The organism is Streptomyces sp. NRRL B-24572 (genome assembly GCF_002156145.1).
GTDB lineage: Bacteria > Actinomycetota > Actinomycetes > Streptomycetales > Streptomycetaceae > Streptomyces > Streptomyces vietnamensis.
Map to the genome: position 1 here is coordinate 1 of NZ_MWIG01000396.1, position 3,606 is coordinate 3,606.

4 protein-coding genes are annotated in these 3,606 nt (G+C 72.7%); 2 read left to right on the forward strand and 2 right to left on the reverse strand.

The window, feature by feature from the left end; translation table 11 throughout:
* Positions 1–115 precede the first annotated feature (115 nt).
* Positions 116–1,600, forward strand: a complete 1,485-nt coding sequence (locus CCN56_RS23165; RefSeq protein WP_086829642.1) for an ABC transporter permease — start codon at positions 116–118, stop codon at positions 1,598–1,600.
* Positions 1,601–1,641: 41 nt separating this feature from the next.
* Positions 1,642–2,331, forward strand: a complete 690-nt coding sequence (locus tag CCN56_RS23170) for an ABC transporter ATP-binding protein (protein ID WP_086829644.1) — start codon at positions 1,642–1,644, stop codon at positions 2,329–2,331.
* A gap of 9 nt (positions 2,332–2,340) precedes the next feature.
* Here the strand turns inward: CCN56_RS23170 and CCN56_RS45590 are convergent, their stop codons facing one another.
* Positions 2,341–3,273 (reverse strand): M23 family metallopeptidase, encoded by a 933-nt coding sequence (locus CCN56_RS45590; RefSeq protein WP_306300624.1) that lies wholly within the window; start codon positions 3,271–3,273, stop codon positions 2,341–2,343.
* Between the two features lie 8 nt (positions 3,274–3,281).
* The coding region (locus CCN56_RS23180; RefSeq protein ID WP_373412887.1) for an SPFH domain-containing protein at positions 3,282–3,606 on the reverse strand (325 nt) is incomplete at its 5' end.

The following is a 3,606-nucleotide window of genomic DNA, read 5'->3' on the forward strand; positions in this document are numbered from 1 at the left end:
TGTGTATACGAGACAGCTGCGGCCCCGTCGGGCCCCCGCCCCGCCGGGCCCCGCTCTCATCCCGCTTTCACGCGGGCCTTATCCCCTCATCACACGCGGCCCCTACCTTCACGCCATGTTCTTCACCTACCTCCGGCGCGAGCTGCGCCGTCGCAGAAAGGCGGCGCTCGTCGTCGCCTCCGGGCTCGCGCTCGGCATCGCGCTGGTCATCGTCGTGAACTCCGTCTCCTCCGGCATGAGCCGGGCCCAGGGCAAGGTCCTCGAATCCCTCTACGGCCTCGGTACGGACCTGACGGTGACCAAGGCGCAGGAACGGTCCGAGGCCGGTGCGCAGAGGCCCCGGTTCGAGTTCCAGGGCAAGGAGGACGGCAAGGAGCAGAGCAGCGACCGGCTGATGGTCCAGGGCTTCCGGACCCTCGCCGACTCCACCGTCGGCACGGTCGCGAAGCAGCAGGGCGTCGACCGGGCCGTCGGCGGTCTCAGCCTCGTCGATCTGAAGATCAACGGCGAGTTCAAGCGCGGGCAGATCCAGCGAGGCCAGGTCCAGCAGGCTCGGCCCGGCGGCCCGGTCGGAGAGAACGGCGGTGGTGGCGCCGGTCCCGGCGACACCGTGACCGGCGGCGGCGCGGCCTTCGACGTCGACTCCTTCACGATCTACGGCACCGACGTCACCGTCCCCGACCTCGGCCCCCTCACCACCTCCGCCGTCTCCGAGGGCCGCGCCTTCAAGACCACCGAGACCGACGCGAAGGTCGCCGTCGTCGACAGCGCCTACGCTCAGCAGAAGGACCTCTCCGTCGGTGACGAACTGACCGTCAAGGGAGTGAAGTTCGAGATCGTCGGCATCGCGACCGCCGAGAGCGGACAGCCCGCCGCCCAGGTCTACCTGCCGCTCAAGCAGGCGCAGACCCTCTCCGGGTCCGCCGGCAAGATCACCACGATCTATGTGAAGGCGACCGACTCGACCCGCATCGACGAGGTCAAGACCGCCATCCAGAAGAACGTCTCCGGCACCACCGTCACCACCTCCGCCGACCTCGCGCAGACCGTCTCCGGCTCGCTCGACACCGCCGCCGACCTCGCCTCCAACGTCGGCAAGTGGCTCTCGTACGCCGTGCTGCTCGCCGCCGTCCTCGTCGCCGGGCTCCTCACCTCCGCCGCCGTCGGTCGCCGCGTCCGCGAGTTCGGCACCCTCAAGGCCCTCGGCTGGAAGAGCGGCCGGGTCACCCGCCAGGTCGTCGGCGAGGCCCTCGTCAACGGCGTCATCGGCGGCGCCCTCGGCATCGCGATCGGCCTCGCCGGAGCGTACGCCATCACCGCCGCGAGCCCGACCCTCACCGCCGAACTCGGTGCGAGCGGCGGCGGGTTCGGCGGCGGACGCGGCGGCGGCATGGTCATCGGCGGAGGCCCCGGCGGCCCCGGCGGAGCCCGTACGGCCGTCGGCAAGACCGTCGACATCGCCCTCACCGCCCCCGTCGGCGTCACCACCGTGGGTCTCGCCGTCCTCCTCGCCCTCGGCGGCGGACTCGTCGCGGGCGCCTTCGGCGCCTGGCGTGCCTCGCGGCTGAGCCCCGCCGACGCGCTGCGCCGCATCGAGTAGCCGACCGCCCCCATTCGCTCACGGACCACAGGAGTCCCACCATGTACGAACTCATCGGCGTCACCAAGCAGTACCGGCGGGGACAGCAGAGAGTCGACGCACTCGCCGGGATCGACCTCACCCTCGCCCAAGGGGACCGGCTCGTCATCCAGGGCCCCACGGGCGGCGGCAAGTCGACCCTCCTCCAGATGCTCGGCGGCCTCGACCGTCCCACCTCGGGGCAGGTCCTCCTCGACGGCACCGACCTGGCCGCGCTCTCCGAACGCCGGCTGACGGCCGTACGCGGCCAGACCATCGGCTTCGTCTTCCAGAGCTTCAACCTCATCCCCACGCTCACCGCCCAGGAGAACGTGGAGACCGCGCTCGTCCCGCTCGGCGTCAAGGCCGCCGAGCGACGCACCCGGGCCGCCGAGGCACTGGAGTCGGTCGGCCTGGGCGAGCGCCTCGGGCACCTGCCGTCCGAGCTCTCCGGCGGCCAGCAGCAGCGCGTGGCCATCGCCCGCGCCCTCGTGAAGCGGCCGAAGGTGCTCCTCGCCGACGAACCCACCGGCAACCTCGACGAGTCGATGCGCGACGAGATCGTGGACCTGCTCGAAGGGCTCTGCGACGAGCACGGGCTGACCTTCGTCATGGTCACCCACGACAGTGCCGTCGCCCGCCGCGCCCCGCGCCTGGCCACGATCCGGAAGGGCCGGATCACGATCAAGGAGAACGGGCGGGTGGAGGCCTAGGGCCTTGTCCTACACGGACACGCCGTGGCCGCGCAGATAGGCCAGCGGGTCGATGTCCGAGCCGAAGTACGGCGTGGCCCGCACCTCGAAGTGCAGGTGCGGGCCCGTCACCCGCCCCGTCGCCCCCGACCGCGCGATCCGCTGCCCGCCGTACACGCTCTGCCCCACCGACACGTCGATACGGGAGAGGTGGGCGTACTGGGTGTGGCGGCCGTCCGGGTGACGGATCACCACCTCGTAGCCGTACGCGCGTCCGTACCCGGCCGTCACCACCCGGCCGGGACCCGCCGCGCGGACCGCCGTACCGGACGGCACCGCGAAGTCCTGCCCCGTGTGGTAGCCCTTCGACCAGGGACCCGGCTGCCCGTAGTACCCCGTGAAGACGTACGAGGAGACCGGCGCCGTCCAGCCCCGTGAGGGGGACGGGGCAGGGGTGGACGGCTGCGAGGGGCGGCCCGTCCGCTGCTCGTACTTCCAGGCGTGGCTGGTCCAGTACCAGTGGCCGTGCGACTGGTACCAGTACACGCGGGACTGCTCGTCCCATCCCCGCCGGCCGTGGAAGACCGGCTCACCGGTGCGGCCGGCGCGCGTCTGCCGCTGTTTCGCGCCGCCCGAGGCTTTGGTGCGCTGCTGGTACACGGCGTGGTGACTGGTCCAGCGCCACTCGCCCGCCGCGTTCCGGAACCAGTACCTGGAGCCGTCCCAGCCTGCGTGCGCCGGGGCGGGTTCGGCCGCGGCCGGTCCCGCGCCCGCGCCGGTCAGGGCGACCACGCCCACGGTCGCGACGACCGCGCGGCGCACGCCGTGCAGGGCGCGCTGCCCGCCACCCGGCGCCCGGCCGGAACGGGCGGCCTCGGCGCAGCCCGCGCACGCGCAGTCCGGGGGCATCTCGTCGGCGAACGCGGGGACGTCGAACTCGGGGTCGGGGGTGCTTCGGCGCACGGTGCTCCTCACTCCTGGTGGTTCGGTTCGGCCGGACCGCCGCTCCGGGTGCAGAAGGCCACGGTCAAGTCCTTTACCAGGGCCTGGCGTTCGAAGTCGTCGAGTTCGACGAGCCCCCGCGTGGTCAGCCGGGTGACGGTGTCGTCCACGGCGTCGATCACGCCGGTCAGGACCGAGTCCCGGTGCTTGGCGTCCAGGGCGGCGATCTGGCGGCGGCGCATGGCGGCGGCGACCTCGGGGGCGTACTCGATGCGGGTCGGCTGGGCGGAGAAGACGGCGATGCCGACCGGCCGGCACTCGGCGGCGAGCATCCGGGTCAGCGCGTCGCCGACC